The sequence below is a fragment of the Arenibacter latericius DSM 15913 genome, from assembly GCF_000424985.1.
In the GTDB taxonomy this organism is placed as follows: Bacteria; Bacteroidota; Bacteroidia; order Flavobacteriales; family Flavobacteriaceae; genus Arenibacter; species Arenibacter latericius.
The window spans coordinates 41,024-67,283 of sequence record NZ_AUKX01000007.1 but is presented as its reverse complement, the minus strand read 5'-3'; the positions used below and the strand labels follow the sequence as shown (position 1 = coordinate 67,283).

General features: G+C 37.0%; 18 protein-coding genes. 11 read left to right on the top strand and 7 right to left on the bottom strand.

Annotated features, from left to right (window positions below; genetic code table 11):
- Positions 1–522: 522 nt before the first annotated feature.
- The 10 genes from pxpA to H344_RS0104660 all read left to right on the top strand — a co-directional run bounded on the left by pxpA (position 523) and on the right by H344_RS0104660 (position 13,611).
- Positions 523–1,266, top strand: coding sequence for a 5-oxoprolinase subunit PxpA (gene pxpA, locus H344_RS0104705; RefSeq protein ID WP_026809245.1), 744 nt, complete (start codon positions 523–525; stop codon positions 1,264–1,266).
- A complete protein-coding gene (gene pxpB, locus H344_RS0104700; protein WP_026809244.1) occupies positions 1,263–2,000 on the top strand; it encodes a 5-oxoprolinase subunit PxpB in 738 nt (245 codons plus the stop codon). Before pxpA ends, pxpB begins: the two co-directional genes overlap by 4 nt.
- Positions 1,993–2,829, top strand: coding sequence for a 5-oxoprolinase subunit C family protein (locus tag H344_RS0104695; protein WP_026809243.1), 837 nt, complete (start codon positions 1,993–1,995; stop codon positions 2,827–2,829). Before pxpB ends, H344_RS0104695 begins: the two co-directional genes overlap by 8 nt.
- Before the next feature lie 410 nt (positions 2,830–3,239).
- Positions 3,240–4,922, top strand: a complete 1,683-nt coding sequence (ilvD, locus tag H344_RS0104690) for a dihydroxy-acid dehydratase (protein ID WP_026809242.1) — start codon at positions 3,240–3,242, stop codon at positions 4,920–4,922.
- Between the two features lie 77 nt (positions 4,923–4,999).
- Positions 5,000–6,733, top strand: coding sequence for a biosynthetic-type acetolactate synthase large subunit (gene ilvB, locus H344_RS0104685; protein ID WP_026809241.1), 1,734 nt, complete (start codon positions 5,000–5,002; stop codon positions 6,731–6,733).
- A 124-nt stretch (positions 6,734–6,857) separates the two neighbouring features.
- Positions 6,858–7,382 carry an acetolactate synthase small subunit gene (gene ilvN, locus H344_RS0104680; RefSeq protein WP_026809240.1) on the top strand — a complete coding sequence of 175 codons (525 nt, stop codon included), beginning with the start codon at positions 6,858–6,860 and terminating at the stop codon, positions 7,380–7,382.
- A 45-nt stretch (positions 7,383–7,427) separates the two neighbouring features.
- Positions 7,428–8,903 (top strand): ketol-acid reductoisomerase, encoded by a 1,476-nt coding sequence (ilvC, locus tag H344_RS0104675; protein WP_026809239.1) that lies wholly within the window; start codon positions 7,428–7,430, stop codon positions 8,901–8,903.
- Between the two features lie 70 nt (positions 8,904–8,973).
- Complete coding sequence (gene ilvA, locus H344_RS0104670; RefSeq protein ID WP_026809238.1) at positions 8,974–10,227, top strand: threonine ammonia-lyase IlvA; 1,254 nt, start codon at positions 8,974–8,976, stop codon at positions 10,225–10,227.
- A gap of 350 nt (positions 10,228–10,577) precedes the next feature.
- The gene (locus tag H344_RS0104665; protein WP_026809237.1) at positions 10,578–12,164 is read left to right on the top strand and encodes an NADP-dependent glyceraldehyde-3-phosphate dehydrogenase; all 1,587 of its coding nucleotides are present in this window, start codon (positions 10,578–10,580) and stop codon (positions 12,162–12,164) included.
- Between the two features lie 244 nt (positions 12,165–12,408).
- Positions 12,409–13,611, top strand: coding sequence for an MFS transporter (locus tag H344_RS0104660; RefSeq protein ID WP_034256159.1), 1,203 nt, complete (start codon positions 12,409–12,411; stop codon positions 13,609–13,611).
- 104 nt (positions 13,612–13,715) lie between these two features.
- Here H344_RS0104660 and leuB read toward each other — a convergent pair whose 3' ends face one another.
- The 5 genes from leuB to H344_RS0104635 all read right to left on the bottom strand — a co-directional run bounded on the left by leuB (position 13,716) and on the right by H344_RS0104635 (position 20,406).
- Entirely contained in the window at positions 13,716–14,771 is a 1,056-nt protein-coding gene (leuB, locus tag H344_RS0104655) for a 3-isopropylmalate dehydrogenase (RefSeq protein WP_026809235.1), read from the bottom strand.
- A gap of 53 nt (positions 14,772–14,824) precedes the next feature.
- The gene (locus tag H344_RS0104650; RefSeq protein WP_026809234.1) at positions 14,825–16,342 is read right to left on the bottom strand and encodes an alpha-isopropylmalate synthase regulatory domain-containing protein; all 1,518 of its coding nucleotides are present in this window, start codon (positions 16,340–16,342) and stop codon (positions 14,825–14,827) included.
- Between the two features lie 87 nt (positions 16,343–16,429).
- The gene (leuD, locus tag H344_RS0104645; protein ID WP_026809233.1) at positions 16,430–17,026 is read right to left on the bottom strand and encodes a 3-isopropylmalate dehydratase small subunit; all 597 of its coding nucleotides are present in this window, start codon (positions 17,024–17,026) and stop codon (positions 16,430–16,432) included.
- A gap of 67 nt (positions 17,027–17,093) precedes the next feature.
- The gene (leuC, locus tag H344_RS0104640; RefSeq protein WP_026809232.1) at positions 17,094–18,506 is read right to left on the bottom strand and encodes a 3-isopropylmalate dehydratase large subunit; all 1,413 of its coding nucleotides are present in this window, start codon (positions 18,504–18,506) and stop codon (positions 17,094–17,096) included.
- Between the two features lie 337 nt (positions 18,507–18,843).
- Complete coding sequence (locus H344_RS0104635) at positions 18,844–20,406, bottom strand: M28 family peptidase (RefSeq protein ID WP_026809231.1); 1,563 nt, start codon at positions 20,404–20,406, stop codon at positions 18,844–18,846.
- 104 nt (positions 20,407–20,510) lie between these two features.
- Between H344_RS0104635 and H344_RS22270 the strand changes: the two genes are divergently transcribed.
- On the top strand, positions 20,511–20,633 hold the full coding sequence (locus tag H344_RS22270) for a hypothetical protein (RefSeq protein WP_262482272.1): 123 nt from the start codon (positions 20,511–20,513) through the stop codon (positions 20,631–20,633).
- Between the two features lie 91 nt (positions 20,634–20,724).
- Here H344_RS22270 and H344_RS19715 read toward each other — a convergent pair whose 3' ends face one another.
- Both H344_RS19715 and H344_RS0104620 read right to left on the bottom strand, forming a co-directional pair.
- On the bottom strand, positions 20,725–21,894 hold the full coding sequence (locus H344_RS19715; RefSeq protein WP_034256158.1) for an efflux RND transporter periplasmic adaptor subunit: 1,170 nt from the start codon (positions 21,892–21,894) through the stop codon (positions 20,725–20,727).
- A gap of 10 nt (positions 21,895–21,904) precedes the next feature.
- The gene (locus H344_RS0104620) at positions 21,905–26,242 is read right to left on the bottom strand and encodes a CusA/CzcA family heavy metal efflux RND transporter (RefSeq protein ID WP_026809230.1); all 4,338 of its coding nucleotides are present in this window, start codon (positions 26,240–26,242) and stop codon (positions 21,905–21,907) included.
- Positions 26,243–26,260: the final 18 nt, after the last annotated feature.

Sequence of the window (26,260 nt, the reverse complement as noted above, 5' to 3'; positions counted from 1 at the left end):
TTTGTATTTTATGAAAATCTTCTTTAAAATATCCGATTATACTTACATGACGGTTAAAAGTACTTAAAATATCCAGGAATTCCATCTGTTTTTCGGTCTATATGTTTTTAATATACCTAGTTTTTAACCAGGCAGATTGGGGAGTATACTGTGAAAGGCCCAAATCTTACTAATTAGATTTTATAATAGGCAATTGTTCCAGGCTATTAGGATTAGGAAATTTTAATAGACCCCTTCTAATTGCTGTTACTCTAAATGTTCTACACTCCATTAATTTTGGAGAATCAAATGAATTGCTATCTTCACTTTTTAAGCGTTTTGTTCTGTAATTCCAAAACGCTGTAGTTTTTAAAATGAAGAATAGAGCATTTCGATATTCGTCCTTTTAATAATGAGAACTTAATGGAGTAAATGCTAAGGGATTTTTATGGGAAATATAATCACCTTGGAGCGAACTATTAAAAATAATTATCAACTAGATGTTAGTAGGACAGAAGGTTTTAATTTTATCAGGAGGTTTTTATGAAAATATATACCATTGATATTAACTGCGATTTAGGGGAGGGGCTTGATAATGAAGCTTTAATTATGCCGTATATTTCCTCTTGTAATATTGCGTGTGGAGGCCATGCTGGAAATAGGCAAACAATGAAAAAAGTAGTTGCCTTGGCAATGGAACACAATGTATTTATAGGCGCTCACCCTTCATATCCTGACAAGGAAAATTTTGGGCGAATTAGCATGGATATTTTGGATTTACGATTAATAGAAAGTATAAGGACTCAAATAAAAGAGTTAGAAGGGATATTAAAGGAGCAAAATATTTCTTTAACGCATATTAAACCACATGGTGCATTGTATAACGATATTGCAAAGGATCGTAGGTTGGCAAAGCTCTTTATTTTGGCCATTGAAGAGTATAAGGGGAGGGTGGCGCTGTTTGTGCCTTATGGATCAATAGTTGGAGAAGTTGCCTTAGCAAACGGGTTTAAGATAAAGTACGAGGCATTTGCGGATAGAAATTATAATACAGACGGCTCTTTAGTTTCTCGTACACAGGATAATGCCTTAATTCAAGATCCCAATGCAGTTTTAAATCACCTACGTTATATGGTTACCCATCAAGAGGTGAAAACAGTGAAAGGGGACTCTATAGCGTTATTAGCAGATACTTATTGTATTCATGGGGATGCTCCCTCTACATTGCAAATATTAACGTATCTTTCCAACGAGTTACCAAAGCATAAAATCTATATTAAAAATTGAAAAACTATACTATTTCGATCCGACAATTTGGTCTCCATGCCATTTTAGTAGAGTGGCCAAAAATAGTGGAGGAAGATATTTTGTTAGATATTTTAAAATTTTCCCGATACCTTAAGGAGAACCATTTACTTGAACCCGAATGGGAGTTTATACCAGCTTATAATTCGCTTACTCTTGTAAGTAAAGGTAGTGTTGTTAACTTCAACGAATTATTACCCAAACTTAAGAAATGGTATAATAATAAGAAGGAAACAGTTATACAAAATAGGCATTTATGGAAGTTACCTGTGTGCTATGATGAGGAATTTGGTGTAGATTTAATAGAAACAGCTAATAAATTACAAATTTCTGTAGATAAACTTATTACACTCCATACTTCTTCTGTGTACACCGTTTATGGTATAGGTTTTTTACCAGGCTTTATGTATTTAGGAGGTGTGCCAAGTGAATTAGAGGTGCCTAGAAGGGCAACACCTCGTCCTAGGGTACCAAAGGGAGCTGTTGCTATAGCAGGAAAGCAAACGGGCATTTACCCTCAAGAATCTCCTGGGGGCTGGAATATAATTGGCAGTTGTTCTGTGCCCATGTTTGATTCAAAAAATGATGACCCTTGTTTTGTTAAGGTAGGCGATAAAATTCAGTTTTATGCTATCTCAAAAGGCGAGTATCAACTACACCTTATAGAGAATGAAGTTGGAATTTATCAAATTGAAAAATTAGAGTTAGATGCTTAAAATTTTAAAACCTGGATTTTTTACTACAGTGCAAGACTGTGGTAGGTTTGGATATCGCGATAAAGGAGTTCCGGTTGCTGGGGTAATGGATTCTTACGCTGGTTCTAGGGTGAATGCTCTTTTGGAAAATGAAGAATCGGCAGCAGTGATGGAAATAACTATGACAGGACCAACCCTAGAATTTCAGGCGGAAACTTTTATTGTTCTTGGTGGTGCCGAAATGACGGCTATGCTAAATAATTCTCCCATCCCAAATTATAAGGTAATTAAGATAAAAAAAGGTGATGTTCTTAGTTATGGTAGATTAGAACGCGGATTTAGGTCCTATTTAGCGATTAAAGATGGTTTTAAAACTGCTTCGATTTTGGGTAGTAGATCTTTTTACTTTCCTGTAACTAAGAATAGCTGTATAAAATCTTTAGATAGCTTGCCGTATACCCCTGCAGGGGATTTTACTCCAAAAATTTCAGAGATGAAGGTAGATGATATGTTAGATGAAGAAAGTTTAAAGGTATATCGGGGCCCAGAATTTGATGAGTTAACGGATAAGCAACTAGAGGAACTGTTTACTAAAGAGTTTTCTGTAGCAAAAGAAAATAATAGAATGGCTTATCAGCTTAATGAAACCATAGATGGCTCTAATTTGTCAATGCTAACTTCGGCAACATTGCCAGGAACGATCCAGTTGACCCCTTCAGGAAAACTGATTGTATTAATGAAAGACGGACAATCAACAGGGGGATACCCAAGAATATTACAATTAGCTGAAAAAGCTATTGACATACTATCTCAAAAAAAATCTGGAGATTCAATCCGATTTAGCTTGTAAGGCAAAAAACATAAGATATTTTTGGATATTGAATTATAATATCTAATTTTATGCTCATGAAAATAAATAATATCATAATCAATTTCGTCATTATTATCCCTTGATAGGGGTGATACGGATTTATTTTGATTTATAAAAAAGCCTGTATCCATTATAAACGATACAGGCTTTTTTTATTGAAAATTGATAGGAAGAGGATTTTCGACATTATAAGCATAAAATAAATTGAAATACTGAAGAATAAAATCCGACTGAATATGATATAAATTACAGGTCTATATGCCTGATATTCAACTTCTTGAGTTGCTATTGGTGAGACTGGATTTAAATCATTCTTTTATGTTAAAGAACTAATGGGTTTTAAACTTTTATCTTTGGTTATTAGACTGGATTAAAATAGATAGATATAAATGGAATTAAATAAGTTTAGTAAAAGCGTTACTCAGGATCCTACCTTGCCAGCGGCACAAGCTATGTTGCATGCAATTGGATTAACAGATGAAGATTTGCAAAAACCATTAATTGGTATAGGTAGTACAGGTTATGAGGGGAACCCTTGCAATATGCATTTGAATGATTTGGCTACTTACATTAAAAAAGGAGCTGATAATGCTGGATTGATTGGACTGATTTTTAATACGATAGGAGTTAGTGATGGGATTGCAAATGGTACGCAGGGAATGCGTTATTCATTGCCATCTAGAGATATAATTGCAGACTCTATGGAGACTGTAGTACAGGGAATGAGCTATGATGGACTTATTACTGTAGTTGGGTGTGATAAAAATATGCCAGGGGCTTTAATGGCAATGTTACGATTAAATAGACCTTCAATTTTAGTATATGGGGGTACAATTGCTTCAGGTTGTCATAACGGAAGGAAATTAGATATTATTTCTGCTTTTGAAGCTTATGGGCAAAAGGTGGCAGGAACCATAGATGAATCTGAATTTCAGGAAGTTATACACAAAGCATGTCCTGGTGCTGGTGCTTGTGGTGGTATGTATACCGCAAATACTATGGCATCTGCAATAGAGGCTTTAGGGATGTCATTGCCATTTAATTCGTCTAATCCAGCTGTAAGTAGTGAAAAATTAAAGGAGCAAGAATCTGTTAGAGCAGGGGAAGCACTTCGCCTATTGTTAGAAAAAGATATAAAGCCTTCGGATATCGTTACCAAAAAATCATTGGAAAATGCATTTAGGTTGGTTACTGTTCTTGGTGGTTCTACTAATGCCGTACTTCACTTCTTAGCTATTGCAAAAGCGGCTCAAATTGAATTTACTTTAGACGATTTTAAAAAGATAAGTGATAATACTCCGCTATTGGCAGACCTTAAGCCAAGTGGAAAATATTCAATGGAAGAATTGCACGAAGTAGGAGGGATACCTGGAGTATTAAAGTACTTATTGGATAACGATATGCTTCATGGTGATTGTTTAACAGTTACCGGTAAAACTCTAGCAGAAAACTTAAAAGATGTCCCTAATTTGTTAGAGGGGCAAGACGTGGTTAGTACATTGGATAAGCCTATAAAAGAAACAGGGCATATTCGAATTCTTTTTGGAAACCTAGCTACAGAAGGTGCCGTGGCAAAAATTACAGGTAAAGAAGGATTGTACTTTAAAGGTACAGCAAATGTGTTTGATGGAGAGGATGCTGTAAATGAAGGGATTAAAAACGGAAAAGTTAAAAAAGGAGATGTGGTTATTATTAGGTATGAAGGGCCAAAAGGAGGTCCTGGAATGCCAGAAATGCTAAAACCAACTTCGTCTATTATGGGAGCAGGCTTGGGGAAAGAAGTTGCTTTAATAACTGATGGACGTTTTTCGGGAGGTTCACATGGATTTGTAGTAGGCCACGTTTCACCCGAAGCGCAAACAGGAGGTAATATAGCCTTAGTAGAAAATGGAGATATTATTACCATCGATGCGGTGAAAAACACCATTAACATTGAAGTTTCAGACGAGGAACTACAAAAAAGAAGAGCTAATTGGAAAGCACCAGCGTTAAAGTTTCAGCGTGGCGTCCTTTATAAATATTCAAAAACAGTATCGTCAGCATCTCAAGGATGTGTTACTGATGAGTTTTAACTGTAAATAAACAATTTCCGGATAAGGAGATTTAAAGGGTAGAAATACCAATATGTTAACCGATTTGGTTTGTGATTATGGAAACATTGAAAAAGGAGAAGGTAGAGTTAGAAAATCAGAAATCCCTAAGAATTAGTGGTGCTGAGGCTATTATTCACTGTCTATTGGCAGAAGGGGTAGATTTAATTTATGGTTACCCAGGAGGTGCTATTATGCCATTTTATGATGAGCTATATAAGTTTCAAGATAAACTTACCCATGTACTTACCCGACACGAACAGGGTGCTACCCACGCTGCTCAGGGTTATGCTAGGGTAACAGGTAAAGTAGGTGTAGCTGTTGCAACATCTGGTCCGGGGGCAACTAATTTAGTGACCGGATTGGCAGATGCTCAGATAGATTCTACTCCTATGGTGTGTATCACCGGACAGGTGCCACGTGAATTATTGGGTTCTGATGCATTTCAGGAAACCGATATCATTGGTATTTCCACTCCGGTTACAAAATGGAACTGTCAAGTAACTAATGCTTCTGAAATTCCAGAAGTATTGGCAAAAGCTTTTTATATCGCTAGGTCAGGAAGACCAGGTCCTGTATTGGTAGATATTACCAAAAACGCACAATTTGAGGAGTTCGATTTTAGTTATTCGTACTGTAAAGGGGTTCGTAGTTTTACTCCATACCCTAAGCCAGATCCAAAATCAATTGAAATTGCTGCAGATTTAATTAATTCTGCTAAAAAGCCACTTATTGTATTTGGTCAAGGTGTAATTTTAGGTGAGGCAGAAGAGCAACTTAAAGCGTTGGTTGAAAAAGCGGGAATTCCTGCTGCTTGGACTATTTTGGGACTTTCAGCAATGGACACCAAACACCCTCTAAATGTGGGAATGGTGGGGATGCATGGAAATTACGCTCCAAACGTTTTAACAAACGAGTGTGATGTGTTGATCGCAATTGGGATGCGTTTTGATGATAGGGTTACTGGAAGCTTGGCTACTTATGCCAAACAAGCTAAAGTAATTCATTTTGATATTGATCCAGCAGAGATAAGTAAGAATGTAAAAGCCGATGTTGCCGTATTGGGGAATGCCAAAGATACCTTAGAACTTATATTGCCCTTAGTGAAACCTAATAAACACGAAGCATGGCATAATGAGTTTAAGAAAAAGTATGAGGTGGAGTTTGAGCAGGTTATAAAAAATGATGTTTATCCTACCAAGGAAAAGCTAACCATGGCAGAGGTGATGGAAGAAATTAATATAGCTTCTGGTCACAAAGCCATTATAGTTTCTGATGTAGGTCAGCACCAAATGATTGCATGTCGCTATGCTAAATTTAAGCAAACTAAAAGTAACGTAACCTCAGGAGGTTTGGGAACAATGGGATTTGCTTTGCCTGCAGCTATTGGAGCTAAAATGGGTGCTATGGATAGAGAGGTAGTGGCAATTATTGGAGATGGCGGCTATCAGATGACTATTCAAGAGCTTGGAACTATTTTTCAGAATAAAACACCGGTAAAGATCGTAGTGCTTAATAACGAACACTTAGGAATGGTGCGTCAGTGGCAAGAATTGTTTTTTGAAAGTAGGTATGCATCTACAGTAATGGTAAATCCAGACTTTGTAAAAATAGCGGAAGGGTATAGCATTCAAGCAAAACGTATTAGTGAGCGCAAGGATTTAAAGGCAACCATTCAAGAAATGATGGCTTCTAAGGATGCTTATTTCCTTGAGGTATGTGTAGAGAAAGAAGATAATGTCTTTCCTATGGTACCTTCCGGAGCGTCTGTATCAGATATTAGGCTAAAATAATTAGAACTCACCGAAGCTTTTTAAAATGAGAGTGCTGTGAAGGCTAATCATTTTTGAAATAAAATAAATATAAATTAAAATTGCTCGAAAATTTCGATATCTCGGAAGGGCAAGAAATTAAGGGATGGAAAAAAAATGGTTTACGATATCAGTATACTCCGAAAACAGCGTAGGGTTACTGAATAGAATATCTGGGATATTTTTAAAACGTCATATTAATATAGAGAGTTTAAACGTATCTAAATCAGAGATAGATAATGTATCTAAATTTACTATAGTAGTATATACTACTGAGGATTGGGTGCGTAATATCGTTGGACAGGTTGAAAAGCAGATAGAGGTCATCAAAGCTTTTTATCATACCGATGAGGAGATTATTTATCAGGAATCAGCGGTGTTTAAAATAGATTCTAGTCTGTTGTTCGACGAAAGGAATATTCAAAATATAATTAAGGACAGTCATTCCCAGATTGTTACTGTGTCTAGAGACTTTTTTGTTTTGGCAAAAAGTGGCAGAAGGAATGAAATAGACGAAATGTACCAGCAATTAAAACCATATGGTATCATGCAATTTGTTCGATCAGGAAGAATTGCAGTTTCTAAATCAGAGATGCAAATTTCGGCAATACTTAAAGAATTTAATCAATAAATAATAACTCTGGCGAGCGTCAGGATAAAAAATCGAGTTAAGAAAATGACAAATTATTTTAATACGCTATCATTAAGGGAGCAATTGATTCAATTGGGACAATGTAGATTTATGGAATCTACCGAATTTTCTGATGGAGTATCGGCCTTAAAAGGTAAAAAAATAGTAATAGTAGGATGTGGTGCTCAAGGGTTAAACCAAGGGTTAAACATGCGAGATTCTGGACTAGATATTTCTTATACCCTTAGGGAAGCAGCAATAAAAGAAAAAAGACAGTCTTACTTAAATGCTACAGAGAATGGATTTAATGTAGGTACATACGAAGAGTTAATTCCAACAGCTGATTTAGTTGTTAACTTAACTCCAGATAAGCAGCATACAGCTGTAGTATCTGCTATTATGCCACTTATGAAAAAAGGGGCAACCTTATCGTACTCTCACGGTTTTAATATCGTAGAAGAGGGAATGGATGTCCGTAATGATTTAACCGTTATTATGGTAGCTCCTAAGTGTCCAGGTTCTGAGGTAAGAGAAGAATTTAAGAGAGGATTTGGTGTACCTACTTTAATTGCAGTACATCCAGATAACGATCCAGAAGGAAAGGGTCTTGCCCAGGCTAAAGCCTACGCAGTAGCAACAGGAGGTCATAAAGCAGGGGTTTTAGAATCTTCTTTTGTTGCTGAGGTGAAATCCGATTTAATGGGTGAGCAGACTATTCTTTGTGGATTGTTACAAACCGGTTCTATCCTTTGTTTCGATAAAATGATTGAAAAAGGTGTTGAGCCAGGATATGCTTCTAAGTTAATTCAGTACGGATGGGAAACTATTACTGAAGGATTAAAGTATGGTGGAATTACTCATATGATGGATCGCCTATCCAATCCTGCTAAGATTAAAGCTTTTGAGCTTTCTGAAGAATTGAAGGATATTATGCGTCCTCTTTTCCATAAGCATATGGACGATATTATGAGTGGTCATTTCTCCAAAACAATGATGGAAGACTGGGCTAACGATGATAAGAATCTATTAGCATGGAGAGCAGAAACAGGAGAAACTGCTTTTGAAAAAACGCCAGCTGGTGACCATGATATTTCAGAACAAGAATATTATGACCACGGAGTATTGATGGTAGCTATGGTACGTGCTGGAGTGGAATTGGCATTTGAGTCTATGATAGAATCTGGTATAATTGCAGAGTCTGCTTATTACGAGTCCTTGCACGAAACTCCTTTAATTGCGAATACAATTGCAAGAAAGAAGTTGTTTGAAATGAACAGAGTAATTTCTGATACGGCAGAGTACGGTTGTTATTTGTTTGATCATGCTTGTAAGCCATTATTGGCCGATTTTATGAAAACTATCGATACCGATGTAATTGGTAAGCATTTTGCAGATGAAAAACATGTAGGAGTAGATAATGCTAAGCTTATTGCCGTTAACAAGGCATTGCGAGAGCATCCAGTAGAAATAGTAGGAGCAAGGTTGCGTGCATCTATGACCGCAATGAAACCTATTGTCTAATTTATTTTAATCCAATAATAAGACCTGTCAGGTTTTAATAACTAGACAGGTCTTCTTTTTTTTATTATATATGAGTTCGTATTTTCCCAAACTTGAAGATGTCCGAAAGGCGGCAATTACGATTCGTCAGGTAGCGGATATCACTCCATTAACACAGAGTATTCGGTATTCTAAAGCCTATGATTCCAATGTTTTATTAAAACGTGAGGACCTTCACAGAGTAAGAAGCTATAAAATTAGAGGAGCATTTAACAAGATTTCCTCTCTTAATTCCGAACAATTGGTAAATGGTGTGGTTTGTGCTAGTGCTGGAAATCATGCCCAGGGAGTGGCTTTTGCCTGCAATCATTTAGGCATAAACGCAACTATTTACATGCCAAGTGTTACCCCTAAACAAAAGGTAGAGCAAACAAAATTGTTTGGAGGTGAGTGGGTAACCGTAGTTTTAGAAGGTGATACTTTTGACGATTCCTCTAATGCTGCTATGGAATTTTGTTCTAAAAACAAGAAAACCTTTATCCATCCATTTGATGATCCTAAAATTATTGAGGGTCAGGCAACTGTAGGATTGGAGATTTTAGAACAGGCTAAGGATCCAATTGATTATGTTTTTGTTGCAGTTGGTGGTGGTGGTTTAGCTTCGGGCTTATGTGCTGTTTTTAAAACCTTATCCCCTCAAACAAAAATAATAGGAGTAGAGCCAGAAGGGGCTCCTTCTATGAAGACATCAATAAAAAAAGGAGAGAATACGAAATTGGAGCATATCGATAAATTTATTGATGGGGCTTCGGTAAAAAGGGTAGGAGATTTTACCTTTAATATATGTAAAGAGCACCTCCATGATATGGTAACTGTTCCAGAAGGAAAGGTGTGTCAGACAATCTTAGATCTTTATAATCGGGATGCAATAGTAGTAGAACCCGCAGGTGCACTTACTTTATCTGTTTTAGATGATTATAAAGATGAAATTAAAGGAAAGAATGTGGTTTGTGTAGTTAGTGGTAGTAATAATGATATTACTAGAACTGCAGAAATAAAGGAAAGAGCCTTATTATACGGGAAGTTAAAGCATTATTTTATTGTGCGTTTTCCACAGCGACCTGGAGCTCTAAAACAGTTTGTGGCTGAAATTTTAGGCCCTAATGATGATATTACCCATTTTGAGTATTCAAAAAAATCTAGCAAAGAGAATGCACCTGCAGTAGTAGGGATAGAATTAACCAGTCCTGAAGATTTGGCACCTTTAATTAAACGAATGAAGGATAATAACTTTTTTGGGGAATATATCAATGATAAGCCAGACCTGTTTCAGTACTTAATTTAAAGGGATATTTACTATTCAATTTAGATGCATTTTCCATCTACAATCCAATTGTGCTTTATGAGTTTTAAGGTCTTAAAAGTTTAAAACGATAAGGTGGAGTATTTAGTTGATTCAGGTTGCGCATAATTTCATAAATAAATCCATGGGCTATACTTCTTATTGGAGCAAAAAGGATTTTAATAAATAACATTTATATGTCTTTTTATTATTTACCTATAAACGAAACCGTTTTCGAATGCTGATAGAGGTATTCATCCATTCTTTTATTATTAAATGCAAGACACTTTTAGTAATTTAGTACGGAGAAAGTAAAAAATATTATCTATCATCATTATATCAAATGAGAATTTATGAGTAATACAATTATACCAGAAGAATTCCGAATTACTACCAAAATACACCAATCTACCTATTTGGTAAATGGGGAACTAAAAACATGGTCCGGTAAAACAAGTGACGTTTTTTCCTCTATTTCATCAACAGATACCTATGCTCCCACCTTATTAGGAAGTATTCCTGATATGGGCGAAAAAGAAGCTCTTGATGCATTAGATGCAGCTGATATAGCCTATGATAAAGGAAAGGGCGTTTGGCCAACTATGAGGGTAAATGAGCGGATTGAGTGTATGGAGGCCTTTGTTACAAAGATGAAGACCAAAAGAGATGAGGTAGTAAAATTACTGATGTGGGAAATTGGTAAATCACTTAATGATTCTCGAAAAGAATTTGATAGAACTGTAGAATACATTGAAGATACTATTGAAGATTATAAAAAGCTAGATCGTGATGCTGCTAAATTTGAAAAGCATGATGGTGTTTACGCTCATATTAGAAGGGGACCATTAGGAGTGGTTCTTTGCCTAGGACCCTATAACTATCCATTAAACGAAACATTCGCTTTGTTGATTCCCGCAATTATAATGGGGAATACCACAATTTTTAAACCGGCAAAACACGGGGTACTCCTTATAACTCCTTTACTAGAAGCTTTTCAGAGCAGTTTCCCTAGAGGTGTTGTAAACATTGTTTTTGGTCGTGGAAGAGCGGTGGCCGCACCTATAATGCAGACGGGGAAAGTAGATGTTTTGGCCTTGATAGGTAATAGTAAATCTGCTAACGCCCTACAAAACCAGCATCCAAAGAGCAATAGGTTGCGTTTGGTGCTTGGTTTGGAAGCTAAGAATCCGGCTATTATCCTTCCTGATGCAGACTTAGATCTGACTATTGATGAATGTATAGCAGGAACCTTGTCATTTAATGGGCAACGTTGTACAGCGTTAAAAGTGATTTATGTGCATGAGGATATCGCTAGTAAATTTAATAAACGCTTCTCAGAAAGGGTAGATCAACTTAAATTTGGAAACCCATGGGAAAGTGGTGTAAATCTAACGCCATTACCAGAACCAGGGAAACCAGCCTATATTCAAGAGTTGATTGATGACGCAGTAGATAAAGGGGCTAAAGTTTTAAATAAAAAGGGTGGTGAACTTTCGGAAAACTATATTTGGCCAGCGGTATTATTTCCTGTTGATAAAAGTATGCGGGTGTACCAAGAAGAGCAATTTGGTCCTGTAATTCCAGTCCTAACCTTTAAAGATATTGAAGAGCCATTGGATGATATGGCCGAGTCTAATTATGGACAGCAAGTAAGTCTTTTTGGTAAGGACGTTTACGCAATAGCACCTTTAATTGATACCTTGGTGAACTTGGTTTGTAGAGTAAACCTTAATAGTTCCTGTCAACGTGGCCCAGATGTTTATCCATTTACGGGACGTAAGGATTCTGCACAATCTACTTTAAGTGTTCACGATGCACTACGCTCTTTCTCCGTAAGGACATTTGTGGCTTTTAAAGATAATGACCTTAATACAGAGACAGTAGAGAAATTACTTGAAACCAAATTATCTAACTTTATAAGCACTGATTATATTTTATAATCTAGATGAATATTTCATTGATACTACAGAGACCTGTTAGTTTTAAGAACTGACAGGTCTCTTGTTTTAATACAGTTAGTTGATTAAGACCTAAAGATTGGTTAAATAAGCTAGTAGTCACTGAAAAGGACGTAATTTTGCAGCTTTTTTGTAATAGAGAGTAGATTTAAATTACTGATCAATTACCTATGAAATTTATTGTAATAGGGGTGCGAAATGGTAATTAAATAGGGAAAATAGAATTATGGGATTAGATAAAACGAATAAGAAAGCACTTTTTGCCTTGGCAATGGGCGGATTCGGAATTGGTATGACGGAATTTGTAATCATGGGGATTTTACCTAATGTGGCGAGTTCGCTTCAGATTACTATTCCACAAGCAGGTCACTTTATATCTGCCTATGCCTTAGGGGTTGTGGTAGGGGCTCCTACTTTAACGTTGTTAAGTGGTAGGTGGTCTGCGCACAAGGTATTATTGTTTTTAATGTTATGGTTTACTGTTTTTAATACCATTTCTGCATTTTCTAGCAGCTATGATATGATGCTAGTCACCCGATTTCTATCAGGGCTTCCACACGGGGCATTTTTTGGTATTGGAGCTGTGGTTGCTGGTAAGCTTGCTAGGAAAGGAAAAGCTGCTCAGGCCATTGCTATTATGTTTGCTGGACTAACGGTGGCTAATGTGGTAGGAGTACCATTAGGTACTTATTTAGGGCAGCATTACAGTTGGAGTCTTTCTTTTATTTTAGTGGGTATTGTAGGCGTATTAACTATGCTGGCGCTTTATTTCTGGATGCCGCAATTAGAGCGTGCATCCTCGGAGGGAATGCTTAAAGACCTTAAAGTTTTTAAGCGATTGGAGTTATGGGTAATTATAGTGTTGACCATTGTAGGTACTGGCGGATTTTTCGCATGGTATAGTTATATAGCTCCGTTGTTAACAGAGGTCTCAGGACATACGCAAACTATGGTGAGTTATGCTATGATAATTGCAGGTTCTGGTATGGTAGTCGGGAATTTTATTGGTGCGAAAATGGCAGAAATTTTCAGTCCTATGAAAGCGGTAATCATAAGCTTATCTTTAATGGTAATCGTGTTATTACTCAATACCGTGATAGCTACTAATCCTACTGGTATTTTAATTTGGACCTTTGTTATTGGTATGATATCATTTACGGTATCTACTCCTATTCAAATGGCTTTTATTAGGTCGGCAAAAGGTTCAGAAATGTTGGGGGCTTCTATGAACCATAGTGCGTTTAATATGGGGAATGCTTCAGGAGCATATTTTGGGGGTTTGCCTATAGCGATGGGTGCAGATTTCACATCGCCTAGTATGGTTGGTGCTACAATGGCCGCTAGTGGGGTGCTAATTGGAATATTTATAGTTGTTAGTAGAAGAGTTAGAAAACGAAGATCAGAAAAGTCATTGGCATTTAACCAATAGGTAATATTTTTTAGTTTTATAGGAGTACTATAAATGAAAAAAGATCCCAATTGCTTTATGTAATTGGGATCTTTTTTATGGTAAATGGACGACGCTAATGCTAATTAGATGTTTTTAGCCAACCAATCGCCTATTTCACTGGTTTTATATGCTTTTCCACCCTCAGCTAAATCCTCAGAAACAATCCCTTCGGCTAACGATTTATTTACGGCGTCTCTAATGGCTTGTGCTTCTTCCTTAAGGTTAAAGTCCTCGAACATCATTGCAGCAGATAATACCGTAGCCAAAGGATTGGCTATATCTTTTCCGGCTGCCTGTGGGTAAGACCCATGGATAGGTTCGTATAATTTGGTTTTTGTACCTAAAGAGGCAGATGGCATTAGCCCCATAGATCCAGAAATTACGGATGCTTCATCGGTTAATATATCTCCAAATAGGTTTTCAGTAATCATTACATCATAAGAATTTGGCCATTGTACTAGTCTCATAGCTACGGCATCTACAAACTCATAAGTAACGGTTACTTCTGGGTAATCCTTTTCCATTGCCTGAACTGTTTCACGCCATAGACGAGAGGTTTCTAAAACATTAGCCTTATCTACACAACACAGTTTTTTAGAACGTGTCATAGCCAATTCAAATCCTTTTTTCGCTAGGCGTTTTACTTCTTCTCGGGTATAGGTACAGGTATCATATGCAGTATCTCCATTGTCTTCTCTACCTCTTTTTCCAAAGTAAATACCTCCAGTAAGTTCTCTTAAAATTACAAGGTCTGTCCCTTCTATTCTTTCTCTTTTTAAAGGAGATTTCTCTATAAGCGATGGAAAGGTGAAGGTGGGTCTAACATTGGCAAAAAGGCCTAGTTTTTGACGCATTTTCAATAACCCTTGCTCTGGCCTCACCTTTGCAGATGGGTCATTATCAAATCTTGGATGTCCTATAGCGCCAAATAATACGGCATCGGCTGCTTCACAAACTGCATGAGTCTCATCTGGGTAAGGCTCACCAACGGCGTCGATTGCGGCTGCTCCTGTTAAAGCAGGCTTCCAAGTGATTTCGTGATTATATTTTTTAGCTATTGCATTGGATACTTTTACTGCCTGATCTATTACTTCAGGGCCTATTCCATCTCCTGCTAAAAGGGCAATGTTTAATTTCATTTTTTACGTTTTTATTTATGATTGTACTAAGACTGAAAATTAATTTTCTAGTCTTAAATTATATTCAACATTTTTTCAGTGGCTTTAATTGCTGATACCGTCTGGTCAGAATCTAGTCCTCTAGAAATAAGTTCTTTCCCGTTGCGCTCCCAGGTAATGATGGTTTCACATAGGGCATCAGAATTACTACCAGGAGGAATTCGTACCGTATAATCTACCAACAAGGGTAGTTCTAAGTTTTTAGAAGCATATACTTTTTTAAGAGCATTCATAAAGGCATCGTACTGTCCATCCCCTTGGGCATGGGCCTCTATTAGTTCCCCATTAATTTCTATAGCTAGAGTAGTGGAGGGCATTAATCCCTTTGCATGGGTTAGCACATATGACTTTACAAAAACCTTTTGCTGATAGGTATCACTATCCAAGACATCAGAAATAATAAAGGGTAGGTCGTCTTTAGTAACCTTTTCTTTTTTATCGCCAAGTTCTATTATTCTGGCAGTGACTTTTTTAAGTTCTTCATTATTTAGGGTAAGCCCCAGTTCCTGTAAATTTTTCTGAATATTGGCTTTCCCCGAAGTTTTGCCCAAAGCATATTTTCGCTTTCTGCCAAAGCGCTCAGGCATTAAGTCATTAAAATATAAGTTCTTTTTAGAGTCGCCATCTGCATGAATACCTGCGGTTTGGGTGAATACATTATCACCTACAATTGGTTTATTAGCTGGTATTCCAAAACCAGTGAAAGCAGATACCACTTTACTTACCTTGAATAGGGAGGTTTCATTTACATGAACCTTAACCTGGGGTAAGAAATCGTTTATAGCAGCTATTGTACTAGCCATAGGAGCATTTCCTGCTCTTTCTCCCATTCCGTTAACCGTAAGGTGTAACCCGTGACATCCTGCCTTTACGGCCTCCATTACATTAGAAACACTTAAGTCATAATCATTATGGCCATGAAAATCGAAATGTAAGTTTGGATAACGGTCTACTATTTCAGATATATATTCATAGGTATGGTTATGTGTGAGTATTCCTAATGTATCTGGGAGCAATATTCTTTTTACCGGCTGTGTAGCTAGGAAATCTAAGAATTGAAAAACATATTCTTTAGAGCTTTTCATCCCGTTACTCCAGTCCTCCAAATAAACATTGCTAGAGATACCTTCTTTTTGGGCAGCGGCTAGTGTAGCCTCAATTTCTTTAAAGTGTTGGTCTGGCGTTTTCTTTAGCTGATGTGTTAAGTGGTTCATGGAACCTTTAGTCAACAGGTTTTGCACTTTCGCACCGGCATTTTTCATCCAATCCAAGGAAACCTCGTTGTCAACAAAGGTTAGCACTTCAATTCGGTCCAAATACCCTGCTTTCTGTGCCCAATCGGTAATCTGTTTAACAGCAGAAAGTTCCCCTTCGGAAACCCTTGCTGAAGCAACTTCAATCCTATCTACTTTTAGCTCTTCTAGCAGTAATTTCGCTAGAGTGAGCTTCTCGGATGCTGAAAAGGATACCCCCGATGTTTGTTCCCCATCACGTAGGGTGGTATCCATTATCTCAATTTTTCTTCTTTTCATTTATGTTTGCGGAACTAGTGTGCGAATCCCTGTTGCCTAATTAACATCAAGCAATGTAAAGTCAAACTTTTTATACGAGACCCATTCTTATAATGGTGCGTTTTTGGCAAATTCTCGAATGTCTTCTTTGATATTCAACAGATAATCAATATCGTCAAAACCATTTAGCATATTCTGCTTCTTGTAATCATTAATATCAAAGTTTTCTTTTTCTCCAGTGGCCGTTAAAGTGATGGTTTGTTCCGGTAGGTCTACCACAATCTCGGTCTTAGGGTCTGCCTCAATAGCCGTGAAAATCTTATGTAAGAACTCTGGACTTACCTGAACAGGCAATACCCCGATGTTTAGACAGTTATTCTTAAAAATATCGGCAAAGAAACTAGAGACTACACATCTAAAACCATAGTCATAAACTGCCCATGCCGCGTGCTCACGGGAAGATCCTGAACCAAAATTCTTTCCACCTACTAATATTTTACCACCGTAGATAGGGTTGTTTAAAACAAAATCTTTTTTAGGAGTATCGTCTGGATGATATCTCCAATCACGAAATAGGTTATCACCAAAACCTTCACGTTCGGTGGCTTTTAGGAATCGTGCTGGGATAATCTGATCGGTATCCACATTTTCTATAGGAAGTGGGACTCCTGTTGATTTTAAAACTTCAAATTTTTCGTATGCCATTATTATTACTTTTTTGCTAAGCACTTTAGGCTTTATGCGAATTGTATTATACTTTTATTCTTTAGGATTAGTGCGCCAACTCTGGCTCCATCAGTTCTCTTGGGTCGGTAACTTTCCCTGTTACTGCAGCGGCAGCGGCTACTAATGGACTCGCTAGTAAGGTTCTAGCTCCAGGGCCTTGTCTACCTTCAAAATTTCGGTTAGAAGTACTAACTGCGTATTTTCCTGCTGGAACTTTATCATCGTTCATAGCCAAACAAGCGGAGCATCCTGGCTCACGCAAAGCAAATCCTGCTTCTTGTATTATGTCTAGAATACCTTCTTCCTTAATTGCAGCAACTACCTTATGAGATCCTGGTACTAACCAAGCGGTAACATTATCTGCTTTCTTTCTTCCTTTTATAATAGAGGCGAATGCTCTAAAATCTTCTATACGGCCGTTGGTACAACTTCCTAAGAAAACAAAATCGATTGGCTTTCCAATCATATTATCTCCTTCTTTAAAATCCATATATTCCAAGGATTTCTTATAAGTGCTAACCGCCCCGTCCACATCTGCAGCCATGGGGATATCTTTAGATATTGCCATACCCATTCCAGGGTTGGTACCAAAGGTAATCATAGGTTCAATTTCAGAGGCGTCAAAAGTAACTTCTTGATCAAACTGAGCTCCCTCGTCTGATTTTAAAGTGTCCCAATAAGTCATTGCTTTGTCCCAAGCTGCACCAACTGGAGTGAACTCTCTTCCTTTAATATACTCAAAAGTGGTTTCATCAGGAGCAATCATTCCTCCACGGGCACCCATCTCAATACTTAGGTTACATACCGTCATTCTACCTTCCATACTCATATTTCTGAATACATCTCCGGCATATTCAACAAAATATCCTGTAGCACCAGAAGTGGAAAGCTTAGAAATAATATAAAGAGCAACATCCTTTGGTGTAACCCCTCGGTTAAGAGAACCATTAACATTGATTCTCATGGATTTCGGTTTTTGCTGCATAATACACTGTGTAGCCAAAACCATTTCTACTTCAGAAGTTCCAATTCCAAAAGCGATTGCACCAAAAGCGCCATGGGTAGAAGTGTGGGAATCTCCACAAACTATAGTAGCTCCAGGCTGGGTAATTCCGTACTCTGGACCAACAACGTGAACTATTCCGTTCTTTTTGTGGCCTAATCCCCAATACGATATTCCGTGTTCGTTGGAATTTTCCTCCAACGCCTTAAGTTGATTGGCGGATAGAGGGTCTGCAACGGGTAAATGTTGATTTATAGTTGGTGTGTTGTGATCTGCGGTAGCAAAGGTTTTCTCTGGGTACATCACAGGAATGCTCCTAGTTCTTAAGCCCTGAAAAGCTACTGGGCTAGTAACTTCATGGATCATATGGCGATCTATAAAAAGTACATCAGGACCATTTTCTATGGAATGTACAACATGGGAATCCCAAACCTTATCGAATAACGTTTTCTTCATTTTACTATTTTATAATCTACTTGTTTCTTTACTTTAATTATTAAAGGCAAACTGCCTTTAAAACATAATCAAGCTAAGTTATAACTATCTTAGAAGTTCTTGAAATTAAAATGCAGAGAATTACGATGTTCAACCTAATAAATCTAGATTTCTTTGCACTTTAGCTACTTAAGTAAGCTTTTAAAATCCCTTAGCCGCTGTGCTTTTAAAAAATTGCTTTGGATAGTTATAAGATGATTCTTATCGGTGGCTAAAAAAGAACGGGGCTCGATAATTAATTATCGAGCCCCGTTAGTAAATGCTTATTCCGAAAGGAAAAAACAATGAAAAGTGATTGTTATTTTGCTTGCTTGTCTACAATAATTCTAGCATCACGATTCGCTAACTCCCAAGCGGTAAGGAATACCAATCTTGTTCTGTTTTCTAATAAATCGTAGTTTATTTTGTCTGGAGTATCGCCAGGTAGGTGATAGTCCTCATGGGTACCATTAAAATAGAATATAATTGGAATGTTGTTTTTGGCGAAGTTATAGTGGTCACTTCTATAGTAAAAACGATTAGGGTCGTTTTCATCATTATAGGTGTAATCCAATTCAATATTCATATACTTTTCGTTTACTGCTTCAGAAATTTCATGAAGTTCAGTACTTAACTTATCAGCTCCAATAAGGTAGATATAATTTCTATCTCCACTTCTTTTTGGATCTATTCTTCCTATCATATCAATATTTAAATTTGCCACTGTTTCAGACAAAGGAAAAATAGGATCGTAGTCTGCATAATATTTAGAACCTAATAATCCTTTTTCTTCAGCTGTTACATGTAAGAATACAATAGATCTCTTTGGACCATGACCAGCATCTGCAGCAGCTTTAAAAGCTTGGGCAATTTCTAACATTCCAACTGTTCCAGAACCATCATCATCTGCTCCATTAAAAATCTCACCTTCCTTATTTACACCTACGTGATCTAAGTGAGAAGAAATAACAATATACTCATTAGGCTTTTCTGATCCTTCAATAATAGCCACCACATTTTCTGACTGTACATTCTCATTAGTACTTTCTATATTCAGTTCTAATTTAGTAGCTACTGTTTTTGAAGAATTCTCTTCTGTGATATTAGGTAAGATGGCGTTGGCAGTGGCTGAATCGACTAATAAATAAAAGAAGTCTTCATTATTATCTGCCTTTAATCCCATACGGCCACTATCGTTGGCTTGCATATGGTTGAATCTATTTTTGAAACGACCAAAATTGTCAGTGTCAAAATAAAGAACTCCTATAGCGCCTTTACTCTGTGCTAATTCCATTCTCTTACCAATAGACTCTGACATATTGCTCCAAACGGATTTCTCCTGGTTTCCAGAAAGGGTATAGGTGCCATCAGCATTCATAGGTTCCCCTGACTTCATCAAAACTATTTTACCCTTTACATCCAATCCGGTGTAATCCGAGTAATTTTCTTCTTCAATACCATTGTTTACGTAAACAATATTGTCAAAACTCCCTATAGCTTGGGCAAAGCTTAGTATTCCTTCTCCGTTTTCAACTTTTTCACCATTTATAGTAACACTCCCAGTAGGTAATTTGTTTATACTTAAAGGAACGTCTTGGAAATAATCTCCGTTTTCTTGCGCAGCAGGAATTCCATTTTTAATATATTCTGCTTTAATATATTCTACGGCTTTCTTTTGGCCTGGTTTTCCAGTATCTCTACCTTCAAACTCATCAGAAGCATAGATGTATAGATGCTCTTTTAATTCCGCTTCCGTAATAGTTTCAGCATAGGTAAAAGGATTTATATCCTCCAACTGTTGTGCGGCTTGATTGTTAACCGTTTTTTGCGATGAATTGCACGCCATGGTTAGTCCTAGCGCAACAAACAAAATTCTTTTCATTGTATGATATTAATATTAATAAATTCAAATTCGTCCAAAAATAAGCAAAATATAGAGGATTGTATCTTAGTATTGTTATAAAACTACCTCAACATCTCTTACCAATGCGGAATGATTTGATTTCTAGTAAAACAGACTTACTAATCAGTGTTGATTTAGATAAGATAGAAATGGGTAAAGCCTATGAAAATGATAAGTTTTCAGGGAAACAAGGTGCTTTAATTTAAAATCAACCTTAAATGCTGAATCTAACCTAGCTTGTTTAATGTTTGGTTTATCTGATTTCATATACATTCTATCTATTATGTAAGGACCTAATTAGTGGTCATGCCCCTCAGATTCTCCTATTAAATTAAATCCGCCCTTCACAATTACCTTATCATTTTCCTTTAAATTCTCCAAATCGGTAATAGCAGTAAATCCTCCGTAACTATCTCCTATACTTACTTTTTTTGCTTCTAAGGAGTAGCCTTCATTATCTTCAGATACCAACACTACAACATACCGATCATTATCTACTGAGATTATACTTTCTTCTGGTAATGCCTTTAGTTTTTTGTTTTCAGTAACAATACCAGCTTCTACAAACATCCCCACTGCAAAAGAATGATTATCGTCGTTATGTAAATGCCCGTGTACTTGTACCGTTCTGCTTTCACTATCAATAGATGTACCTACTAAATAAACTTCGGCATGGTATATTTTATCAGAGGCTTCTGGGATCTTAAAAAGTATGTCTTGACCTTTTTTAATTTGCATGATATCTTTTTCAAACACGGTTAATTCCAAATGAATATGTTCCGTATTTACTATTTCCATTATTTCATCGGAAGGGGAAACATACATACCAGGGGATATATTTACTTTGGTGATGTTCCCATCTATTGGAGCATAAATGGTTACTTGGGATACAATATTTCCTTTCTCCACATTGTCTGGGGATATGTTTAGCATTTGTAATTTCTTTCTTAAGCCATTATACATTGCTAAATTCCGCTTGTATTCACTTTCAGCTCTTAGGAAATTCTTTTGGGAGGTTATTTTTTCTTCAACTAGAGATCGCTGTCTTTCAAATTCCGATTTTAAATAGACTAGCTGTTCAACAGATTCCATATATTCTTGTTGCAGTTGAATAAATGTAGGGTTTTCCAGGCTAAGTAAAGGCTCTCCTTTCCTTACCCTATCACCAACTAATAAATGGGTTTTCTTAACGTATCCTCCCATAAAAGAACTTATAATAGCATTGCTTTTAGGTGGAACATCTATGCTACCCCTAACTTCAACAACTAAGGGGAAATCTTTTTCAACTAGCTTTCCTAAGGCCATTTTTTCTCCCTCAAATTGCGCTTTGGAAACTTTAATAGTGGTTTCGGCTTGTGTTTCGCCTTCCTCGGGGAGTGGAGTATTATTCTTATTGTTCTGATTCCCACATGCGGTTAGGATAAGTAGGAGCAAGGTGGTAATTGTGATATATGGTATACGTAACATAGTAGTTGTTTTATAAATTTAGATAATTAATGGCAATGACGGTCTGATTATAGGCATTAAGGTGCTCTAGGTAACTTAGGGTGATTTGATATCCATTTTCCATACTTTGGATGTATTGAAAAAAATCTATTTCTCCACTTTGATAACTCAGAGTCGCCGTTTTAATTATTTCATCCGCAAGCCCTTGACCTTCGTTTTCGTAATATGAAAGGACTTCCTTGTATTTATTTAATTGGCTCATAAGAGCATCATATTTAGCCTTGAGGCGTATGGTGTAATCTTCCATTTCTTTGCTGGCTACATCCTTAGCTATTTTGGCAGCTTTTATTTTAGAGGCATTACCACTAAAGAATAATGGAATTTTTAGTCCTACCTGAAATCCGTAGAGGTTTTCTCCCAAACTCTCATTGGTTCCCTGAAAATAATTTAGGCTAAAATCGGGCAGTAAATGTTGTTGCTCCAGATTGCTCTTGGCATGGAAAAGTTTGTTTCTGTTTTCATAAAAAAGCAGCCCTACATTATCTTCTATTTTCGCCTGTTGTAATTTTATCTTCTCCATAGGCATGCTCCTCACTTTTAATAGGGAGTCTGACTGTACAATTTTGGACAATTCTAAAAGTGCTATTTTAGAATCTTCAACTGCTTTTTTATAGTGGGTTTGTAGTTCTTTTTGTTTAGCCTGAGCGGTAATTTTCTCTAGGTAATTGCTCTCTCCAAGTTCAAATTTTCTTTGGGCGGCATGAGAAAACTGTTTATAAATAGCGTTTAGCTCGCTATAAGTCTTTTCTTTTTGCCTGGCATATTGAAGCTCGTGATATGCAGAAGATAGTTCTTGTTGCAATAGGAGTAATGAGCTCTCATAGGCACTATTTTCCATCCCAAATTGGGCTTTTTTTACTCCTTTTTCGGCAAAGTATACAGTAGGGAACAGAAAATCTTGCTGCACACCGTATACTTTTAAAGGCTTATTATTAAAGGCCATATTGTTTTGATCGTATTGATAGTACACTTCTGTTTTATCAAAACTAAAGGCACTTCCAATGAGAGCTTTAGATTCTTGTACCTTTAGATCCACCGCTTTAAGTCCGGCATTATTCTTAAGTGCAAGACTGTGGATATCCTCATAACTTAATCCCTGCTCCTGCGCGTTTACTAATCCAGAAGTGGCTAGTAGCAGCAGAACAGTGATAGGAAGGTTGTAATTGGATTTAGGTTTATCTGAATCCCCCTTATCTTTTCTGTGAAAAATAGAATAGAGAATGGGAAGCACAACCAGGGTTAATAGGGTGGCGCTAATGAGTCCCCCTATTACCACCGTTGCTAATGGTCGTTGAACTTCTGCTCCTACATTTGTGGAAATAGCCATAGGTAAGAAGCCAAGTGCTGCTGCTGAGGCAGTAAGTAATACCGCTCGCAACCTGTCTTTAGATCCTTGTATAATAAGTTGGTCTGAATGTGTCATCCCCTGTTGTTTTAACTCTTTAAAATGTTCTATAAGTACAATTCCGTTTAAAACGGCAATTCCAAAAAGTGCTATAAATCCAACGCCCGCAGAAATACTAAATGGCATATCCCTAATCCATAGTAATACTATTCCACCAACCGCAGATAATGGAATAGCTGAATAGATTAATAAGGCGTCTTTCACCGATTTAAAAGCGAAATACAGTAGTACAAAAATTAGAATCAAAGCCACGGGAACTGCAATTAACAATCGGTTTTTGGCACTTTGTAAGTTTTTAAACTGTCCTCCATAGTCAATGGTGTATCCCACAGGCAATTTAATGTTAGAGTTTATAAGTTGTTGAACATCGTCTACAACAGATTGTAAATCCCTATTCCTTACATTAACGCCTACTACAATCCTTCGTTTGGTATCGTCCCTAGAAATTTTTGCAGCACCTTGGGTGTAGCTAATAGTTGCGAGCTCACTAAGGGGGATTTTCTGACCTGTGGGTGTGTCCACATATAGGTTTTTAAGATTAGAAATATCGTTTCTACTTTTTGCATCTAGCCTTAGGGTGAGGTCAAATCGTTTTTCACCCTCAAAAACACTACCTAGGTTGGTCCCGGCAAAGCCCATGGAAATAATTTGATTTAGATCAGCTATGTTAAGACCATATCGGGCAATTTTAGCTCTATTAAATTTCACATTCATTTGTGGAAGTCCGGCTACTTTTTCTACAATGATGTCTGCTGCACCATCCACATTTTGAATCAAGTTTTTAATCTCATTGCCCTTTGCCTGAAGTATATCTAGGTTCTCTCCAAATATTTTTATAGCAATATCTGCACGTACCCCAGTAATTAATTCATTAAAGCGCATTTCAATAGGCTGGGTGAATTCTACCTCCATTCCCGGAATTACAGACAGTGCTTCTTTAAACTTGTCGGCCAACTCATCTTTAGAGGTTGCGGAAACCCATTCTTTTTTATTCTTTAAGGTGATAATTACATCACTTTCTTCCATAGACATTGGGTCTGTAGGTACTTCCGCTGCACCAATTCTAGTGATTACCTGTTTTACTTCGGGGAAATTATCTAACAGTATCTGTTCTATTCTGGTAGTAATATCAACTGTTTTGCTTAAAGAGGTTCCTGTTTTCAATACCGGCTGTATTACGAAATCTCCCTCATCTAGGGTAGGTACAAATTCACCCCCCATTGTAGAGAATAGATAGATAGACGCGGCTAGGAGCAGGGCTGAAATGGACAATACCACTTTTTTCTGCATTAGCGCCCATTTAATAACCGGATCGTATATTTTATTAAAAAAAGCCATAAGTCTCACCGAAATATTCTTTGGAGAAGAGGTTGCAGGCTTAATCCATAAAGACGCGGCTACTGGGACATACGTAAAACATAACAGCATGGCTCCTAGTAAAGCAAAGCTAAACGTTAGTGCCATTGGTTTAAACATCTTACCCTCTACGCCGCTAAGAGAGAGAATGGGTATAAAAACAATAAGGATTATTAACTGACCAAATATGGCCGAATTCATCATTTTAGATGCACCTTGAAACGTAATCTTATTTTTCAATGCTTGTTTTTGACCTATGGCAATATTGGCGAGCTCGTGTCTTTTTGTGGTCATTTGAAACGCAATTGTTTCTACAATAATTACAGCTCCGTCTATTATTATTCCGAAATCTATAGCTCCCAAACTCATTAGGTTGGCATCTACATTAAAAATGTACATCATGGAGAGTGCAAATAGTAAACAAAGGGGGATTACCGAGGCTACAACTAAACCAGAGCGTAAATTCCCTAATAATAGCACCACTACAAAAATCACTATTAAACATCCTAAGATGAGGTTCTCAGAAATGGTATAGGTCGTTTTTCCTATAAGCTCGCTTCTATCTAAAAATCCGTTTATATAAACACCTTCGGGTAAGGATTCAGAAATCAGCTCAATTCTTTCATGAACGGCATCGATTACTTTTTTGGAATTGGCATCTTTTAGCATCATAATTTGACCTAGCACCTTTTCGCCTTCGCCATTCCCAGTAATGGCTCCAAAGCGGGTTGCGCTTCCATAACTAACTTCGGCAATATCCTTAATATAAATAGGTGAGGAATTGGTCGATTTAACTACAATATTTCTAAGATCATCTAGGGAAGAGATTAGTCCTTCACCTCTAATAAAGTAAGCTTGGTTTACTTTCTCTATGTACCCACCCCCAGATACGCTATTATTTTTTTCCAAGGCTGTGAAAATATCAGCCGTGGAAATATTCATAGCGTGTAACTTATTGGTGTTAATGGCTACTTCATATTGTTTTAATTGACCACCCCAGGTATTTACTTCTACCACCCCAGGTATTCCAGAAAGCTGTCTTTTTATCACCCAATCTTGAATGGTCCTTAGTTCCATTAGGGAATATTTATCTTCATATCCTGGTTTAGTGTCTAAGATATACTGATAAATTTCTCCTAAACCGGTAGTGATGGGTCCCATCTCTGGAGTTCCAAATCCTTCAGGTATTTTTTCGGAGGCCGATATTAATTTTTCTGAGATCAGCTGACGGGGTAAAAAGGTGCCCATTTTGTCTTCAAAGACGATAGTAACAACGGAAAGACCAAATTTAGAAACGGAACGTATTTCCTTCACTCCGGGTAAATTTGCCATTTCTAACTCCACCGGGTAGGTAATAAACTGTTCCATATCTTGGGTGGACAAGTTTTTTGAGGTCGTTATTACCTGTACTTGATTATTGGTAATATCGGGGACAGCCCCAATGGGAATTTGTGTAATGGAATAGAGACCAAAACCGATAATAAATAAGGTGAGTAAAAGAACAATTAATTTATTCTTTAAACTGAATTGAATAATATTGGATAGCATAATTCATATATAAATGGT

Bases quoted from the DNA above. Each gene is read 5' to 3' on its own strand.
- H344_RS0104665 (WP_026809237.1), top strand. From the start codon at position 10,578: ATGAGTAATACAATTATACCAGAAGAATTCCGAATTACTACCAAAATA.
- H344_RS19715 (WP_034256158.1), bottom strand. From the start codon at position 21,894: ATGTTACGTATACCATATATCACAATTACCACCTTGCTCCTACTTATC.
- ilvD (WP_026809242.1), top strand. From the start codon at position 3,240: ATGGAATTAAATAAGTTTAGTAAAAGCGTTACTCAGGATCCTACCTTG.
- ilvB (WP_026809241.1), top strand. From the start codon at position 5,000: ATGGAAACATTGAAAAAGGAGAAGGTAGAGTTAGAAAATCAGAAATCC.
- leuB (WP_026809235.1), bottom strand. From the start codon at position 14,771: ATGAAATTAAACATTGCCCTTTTAGCAGGAGATGGAATAGGCCCTGAA.
- H344_RS22270 (WP_262482272.1), top strand. From the start codon at position 20,511: ATGCGGAATGATTTGATTTCTAGTAAAACAGACTTACTAATCAGTGTT.
- H344_RS0104695 (WP_026809243.1), top strand. From the start codon at position 1,993: ATGCTTAAAATTTTAAAACCTGGATTTTTTACTACAGTGCAAGACTGT.
- leuC (WP_026809232.1), bottom strand. From the start codon at position 18,506: ATGAAGAAAACGTTATTCGATAAGGTTTGGGATTCCCATGTTGTACAT.
- H344_RS0104650 (WP_026809234.1), bottom strand. From the start codon at position 16,342: ATGAAAAGAAGAAAAATTGAGATAATGGATACCACCCTACGTGATGGG.
- pxpA (WP_026809245.1), top strand. From the start codon at position 523: ATGAAAATATATACCATTGATATTAACTGCGATTTAGGGGAGGGGCTT.
- leuD (WP_026809233.1), bottom strand. From the start codon at position 17,026: ATGGCATACGAAAAATTTGAAGTTTTAAAATCAACAGGAGTCCCACTT.
- H344_RS0104660 (WP_034256159.1), top strand. From the start codon at position 12,409: ATGGGATTAGATAAAACGAATAAGAAAGCACTTTTTGCCTTGGCAATG.
- H344_RS0104620 (WP_026809230.1), bottom strand. From the start codon at position 26,242: ATGCTATCCAATATTATTCAATTCAGTTTAAAGAATAAATTAATTGTT.
- ilvC (WP_026809239.1), top strand. From the start codon at position 7,428: ATGACAAATTATTTTAATACGCTATCATTAAGGGAGCAATTGATTCAA.
- H344_RS0104635 (WP_026809231.1), bottom strand. From the start codon at position 20,406: ATGAAAAGAATTTTGTTTGTTGCGCTAGGACTAACCATGGCGTGCAAT.
- ilvA (WP_026809238.1), top strand. From the start codon at position 8,974: ATGAGTTCGTATTTTCCCAAACTTGAAGATGTCCGAAAGGCGGCAATT.
- ilvN (WP_026809240.1), top strand. From the start codon at position 6,858: ATGGAAAAAAAATGGTTTACGATATCAGTATACTCCGAAAACAGCGTA.